The sequence below is a fragment of the Methylobacterium sp. Leaf89 genome (assembly GCF_001422215.1).
Lineage (GTDB): Bacteria > Pseudomonadota > Alphaproteobacteria > Rhizobiales > Beijerinckiaceae > Methylobacterium.
In genome coordinates this window covers 306-5,275 of the sequence record NZ_LMML01000029.1, presented here as the reverse complement: position 1 = coordinate 5,275, position 4,970 = coordinate 306, and the positions used below count along the sequence as shown (strand labels likewise).

Here is a 4,970-nt window from a genome sequence, read left to right as displayed (position 1 = left end):
GATCCTCCAAAGGTTGAGGCATCCTGAACGCGCATCGGCAACAAACCGTTAAGGTTGCACCGCGGCCGGACATAACAACGGCCACGGACGCTGGAACGAGGTGCGCGTACATCCGGCGTCACCCCATCCCGGCATCGTGGCCGCATCCGATCGGGCCTTAGAGCCGTGATCGGTATGGTTCTGAGATGGGGGTCGTAGGGTTAATATTCAATGAAGCTGCCCCGCCGCCCGATCTGATCACGAGCCGGCGGGGAGGATCGTCCATCTCACAGCCGAGCCGGTACGCAACGTGGCTCGACGTCAGGATGCAGCCCTTCGGTTACCCGAAGGCTGATGGTCAATCGTCGTCGCGCGTGTCGATGTGGGAATGCGACAGCGGGAATGCGCATCCGGCACGCGCCGCGTGTGCCAGGGCAATCAACTCCCGTGTCGTGACCGTATGCGATAGGACGTTGCAGAGCACTCCGGCGTCGTCAGCAGGACCGGCATGGCTTTCAGGTGGACCAGGCCGACGATACCGCTGGCCTCGCAGATCAGGAACGAGAACAGGCGGTGCTCCGCCTCCACGCGGTCGGGGTTCCACTCGACCGCCTCAAAAACAGATCGAACAATGCACGCAACTGGTCGCCATCATTTTCGACCCCGAACAGGTTGAACCGCTAGCGCCCGCTGCTTCCCAGCGCGCGCACCGGGGCGCCGGCGAGATCGACGGTCGATCCAACGGTGTCGCGCAGGCCAGATCCGACGTTCGAGAGGTGCTCGCCGTAAGTCTCGCGGGTCTGGGGGTCGATCAGGGCTACGGGGGCGGCAACGGCCAGGGCAGCTCCGGTCGCCACCGTGGACGCGGCGCCGGCGGCCGTGCTCACCAGACGGTCGCCGATGCCGATCTGACCGTCCGAGATTGGCTGGCCGTCGGCGAGGCGCTTGCCCAGGAGGGCGACGACGTCGCCGCTGGCGAACTTGCCGTGGTTGAGGGCGTCGGTCGACTTCACTGCGGAGAGATTCAGCACCGACACCTTCTCGCGCTCGAGTTGCGTTCGATAGGGTTCGACCGTCGGGTCGATGGCGCCAAGGCGGACGCTGTCGCCCCAGACCAGGCGGGACACCGCCAGGGCCTGGTCGTCGCCGGAGACCATCAGCGTCAGGCGTGGGCGGTCCTTACCCATGTCGTGGAAGGCGGCGCGGGCAAGATCCATGTCGACGTCGGGGGCGGCCAGGATGACGTTGCGGATCTTCGGGGCGATCCGGCGGTCGCGGATGGCCATCTGGCGCAGGCTCTCGAGGGTCAGCCAATTACCCATGGAATGGGCGAGGATCGTCACCTCGCCGACATTCGGATCTTTCGCGAGGTCCCGCAGCAGGTCCTCGAGCCCGTTGCGCGAGAAGTTCGTGCTCTCCCGGTCATAGCCATAGGCGAGAACGGATCCGCGCGATGGCCAGGTGAAGAGCACGGGCGCGACCTCGGCGCCGGAATCATGCACGATCTGGGCAAAGCGGAAGACGGCATCCTCGAACTTGTTGTTGAAGCCGTGGACGAACACGAGAACCTGGCGCTTGGCCGAACCCCGGACGGCGCGGTGCGTCCAAGCCGGGACCTTCGAGCGCTCGATCGGATCGGCGCGCAGGGCGACGAAGTCGGTGGCCGGGTTGCCAGGGACCGCCCTCGGCCATTGGACAGAGCCCGGCCGACGGATGGCGTCGGGCGGGATCGAGACCGCGAGATCGGTGTAGGTCACCGCCTCGCCACGCTCGCCCGAGAACAGCACGCCGCGGTCGGCCGCGGACTTGCGGGTCGTGGCGACGAGCATGTCGACGCGCGAGGTGCCCACAACCTGCTCGGCGCCGGCGACGGGCAGGAGAACCCCGCCGGGGCGCCCCGCACAGGCCGGCAGCAGGGCGAGCGCCGTCACAGCGACCATACTGCCAGCCGTCACACGCCCGAACCCAAAGGCTCCGAACACCCGCATCTCCATGCCCATCTCGCTGAAAGGCTGGACGGGCGATTGGTTCACGCACCGTCAAGACCGAGACACGCTACGGTACGATTGCGGCGTCGGGCAGTCCGATCCGGCGGTTCTCGAACCGATGTGGCGAAGGAGTCACGAAAGCCGCAGCTTCTTCCGGGGAGCGCGGCACATGTATCGCTCGTCCTATTCTCCGCTGGGCCCCATCTCCCAGATGTCCCCTTGGCGCCGCCATGGCAGAACTGCTTCGGACCCGGGATGCCTGAGCGGAACACATCCAAGACGCGTGGGCCGTCCGCTTCGCTCCCGCCGACCAGCTTTTGCCGGATTGGATCGATCGCCAAGACCCTTTCAGCCCGCTCCGGGACCATCGGCCAAGGCAAAGCTTGATAATCAACCTTGGATGTTCAATTGCCCTCCGATCGAGGTACAACAACAGAATAGTATCATGCCCAAGAGCATAGAAACCCAAACCACCAACTTCGTCGAGCTCACGGGCGATATCGTCTCCGCGTATGTGTCGAACAATCCAGTCCGGACCGCCGATCTACCGGATTTGATCCGTCAGGTTCACAGTGCGCTTGAGGCGTCTGCAACAGGAGTGGCCACAGCCGCGCCAGAAGCCGAGATTGAGAAGCCGAGCGCTGCGCAGGTCCACAAGTCGGTGACGCCGGAAGGCATCGTCAGCTTCATCGACGGCAAGACCTACAGGACCCTGAAGCGTCACCTCGGCATGCATGGCTTCGACTCGCACAGCTACCGTCAGCGCTTCGGTCTCTCGGCCGACGACCCGATGGTCGCCCCTGAGTATGCCGCGCGACGCTCAGAGCTTGCGAAGTCCAGCGGCCTTGGCCGTGTCGTCGACCGGGGCGACTCCGCGGAGCCGAAGGCCACAAAGCGCACGAAGGCTGCGTGATTCGCCCTCACCGTCGTCACGTCGCTATCACCTGTCGGTATGGGCTCAATGGTCAACCGGCAGGTGGGAGCAGCTTCAGTCCGCAACCTTGTGGCGTGCGCAGAGCTTGTTGCCGTCTGGGTCGCGCAGGTAGGCGAGATAGATTCGACCCATCGGCGTTTGACGCTCGCCCGGCGGGTTCTCGATGGAAGTGCCCCCGTGGGCGACACCGGCCTCGTGCCAGGCACGGGCCTCATCCGGGCTGTCCATCCCGAACCCGATGGTACCGCCGTTGGAGGCGGTCGCGGGTTCCCCGTTGATCGGCTTGGTAATTACGAACCGGCTGCCGCGGTGCGCGTAGACCAAGCGCCCTAGAGCATCCGTCGTGCCGGGTTCGCCGCCCATGACACCGAAGAGCGCATCGTAGAAGACTTTCGCCTTGGCCAAGTCGTTGCTGCCAATCACCATATGGCTGAACACGTCGTTGCCTCCCTCTCGTTGTGTCGCACGGCTACCACGTCCGGGGCTTCAGCTGCAGCTATGGCCTTTTGCAGCGTCCCGACATGATACGCTGCAGGATCGACGATCCTCCCCGCCAGCCCATGAGCAAATTGGGTGGCGGGGGCAAGTCCGGGTTACCGGCCAGTGCCGCTTGGTGCTGCACCTGCGCCGGTCCCCGATGTGCCCGACGATCCGCCCGCGGAGCCAGAGCCACTGGTACCCATACCACCGCCTGTACCGGATCCCGTGCCGGTACCCATGCCAGTACCTGCGCTACTACCAGAGTTGCTGCCTGATCCACCGGTCCCGCCGCCGCTCATTCCGCCTCCGCCAGATGCGCCGCCTGTAGCTCCCCCGGCGCCACCCCCCGCCCCCCCAGCGCCACCGCCACCACCACCACCGCCCTGGGCCAGCGCAAAGCTGGCACTACCAGCCAGAAGGGTCGCAGCGATCAGGGACGAGCGCAAAATCTTGACGTTCATTTTCAATTCCTGCCGTGTCGTTGGAGAACCTTTCGAAGGGCTCTAGCCAACCAACCAAAGATTTCATCGCGTGTTCCTATTTCGCGAAAGGCGTGGACGTTCACGCCAACCTCATGATGATCGTCGCTGCGCAAATGAGGAGTGTAGCGGCAATTGTGAGTTCAAGGCGCGTCATGGACGCCAAAAACCCACGAAGCTCCACACGCTCGCCCGCCACCAGTGCGTCGGAGATCCGTCCCAGGATCGTGTTTCCGATAGCCTCGGCGTCTCGCCTGCGAAGGCGCGGGTTCTACTCTGCGATGCGGAGGATCAACTCGGATTTGATCATGAAGAGAGGGAAGCACTCAGCCGAACCGCGTGGCAAGTGCGAGAGCACGGATGCCTCAGCAGGCATCGCTTCACGACCGTGGCGCAGCGACGAGGCTCGACTCCGGAGCGCCAAATCCAAGCATCCGGGTTGTGCGCAATTCGATGACGCGCAGATCAGGGATGGTGTATTTATGTCGAGCGGCGAATATTGTTTCGTTTTTCTTGAAACTTATTGCAGAGTTTATCATTAACGCTGACTGCCAACCAATCGCTTGCGCCTCCTGAGGAGGCCTCTTCGTCACCCGAGATCATCATGCGTGAAGCTAACTACTGCCTGCCGCTCGAAGGCACGCCGTCTTACCCAGTGCTCTATGGGATCGCTCGGGGCCTGGAGGATCTCTTCCCGGTCCCCGACCACCCTCATTTTTCCGACCGCGAGGCCGATGCGGGTGTCCCAGGGGATGCAGATCGAGACGACGTCGACAAAGGCATGCGTCGAGTCGGTTAGCAACAGAGCCATCTGCTCAACCGACTGGTAAGATCGTGGGCTTCACCTCAGCGACCGAACCACGACTGATGCACTTCACGGCGTTCCGTTCAGGCCGTACCGCGAACAGCATTCATGAGAGACCCGCCGGCTTGGTTCTGGATCAAAAGCTGAGCACGCCAATCGGCATTCCATTCGTCCCCTCGATTCAAATCGACCGTCTACGGCTTCACGGCCTTCACGCTGGTCTTGGAACCGCTAGGGCGGACGTGAGCTGTGGCGTTCACGAACAACATGGTAAGTAAAACCCTAACGCATTCTTCGAGCGATAT

At 63.4% G+C, this 4,970-nt stretch carries 4 protein-coding genes and 2 pseudogenes; 1 reads left to right on the top strand and 5 read right to left on the bottom strand.

What is annotated here, in order from left to right:
* Positions 1–462 precede the first annotated feature (462 nt).
* Positions 463–579, bottom strand: a pseudogene (locus ASF18_RS24795) (SOS response-associated peptidase); the annotation flags it as partial.
* Positions 580–659: 80 nt separating this feature from the next.
* Complete coding sequence (locus tag ASF18_RS15500; protein WP_348271402.1) at positions 660–2,012, bottom strand: alpha/beta hydrolase; 1,353 nt, start codon at positions 2,010–2,012, stop codon at positions 660–662.
* Between the two features lie 400 nt (positions 2,013–2,412).
* Between ASF18_RS15500 and ASF18_RS15495 the strand changes: the two genes are divergently transcribed.
* Complete coding sequence (locus ASF18_RS15495) at positions 2,413–2,880, top strand: MucR family transcriptional regulator (RefSeq protein ID WP_056352895.1); 468 nt, start codon at positions 2,413–2,415, stop codon at positions 2,878–2,880.
* Between the two features lie 75 nt (positions 2,881–2,955).
* On the opposite strand, the gene ASF18_RS15490 is transcribed toward ASF18_RS15495, so the two are convergent.
* The 3 genes and pseudogenes from ASF18_RS15490 to ASF18_RS24400 form a co-directional block, all read right to left on the bottom strand.
* The gene (locus tag ASF18_RS15490; RefSeq protein WP_056352893.1) at positions 2,956–3,339 is read right to left on the bottom strand and encodes a VOC family protein; all 384 of its coding nucleotides are present in this window, start codon (positions 3,337–3,339) and stop codon (positions 2,956–2,958) included.
* 681 nt (positions 3,340–4,020) lie between these two features.
* Positions 4,021–4,170 (bottom strand): annotated as a pseudogene (locus ASF18_RS24790) (HU family DNA-binding protein); the annotation flags it as partial.
* 279 nt (positions 4,171–4,449) lie between these two features.
* Positions 4,450–4,671, bottom strand: coding sequence for a hypothetical protein (locus tag ASF18_RS24400; RefSeq protein WP_056352891.1), 222 nt, complete (start codon positions 4,669–4,671; stop codon positions 4,450–4,452).
* Between the last annotated feature and the right edge of the window lie 299 nt (positions 4,672–4,970).

Excerpts from the sequence above, each read along its gene's own strand:
- ASF18_RS15495 (WP_056352895.1), top strand. The coding sequence starts at position 2,413 with ATGCCCAAGAGCATAGAAACCCAAACCACCAACTTCGTCGAGCTCACG.
- ASF18_RS24400 (WP_056352891.1), bottom strand. The coding sequence starts at position 4,671 with ATGGCTCTGTTGCTAACCGACTCGACGCATGCCTTTGTCGACGTCGTC.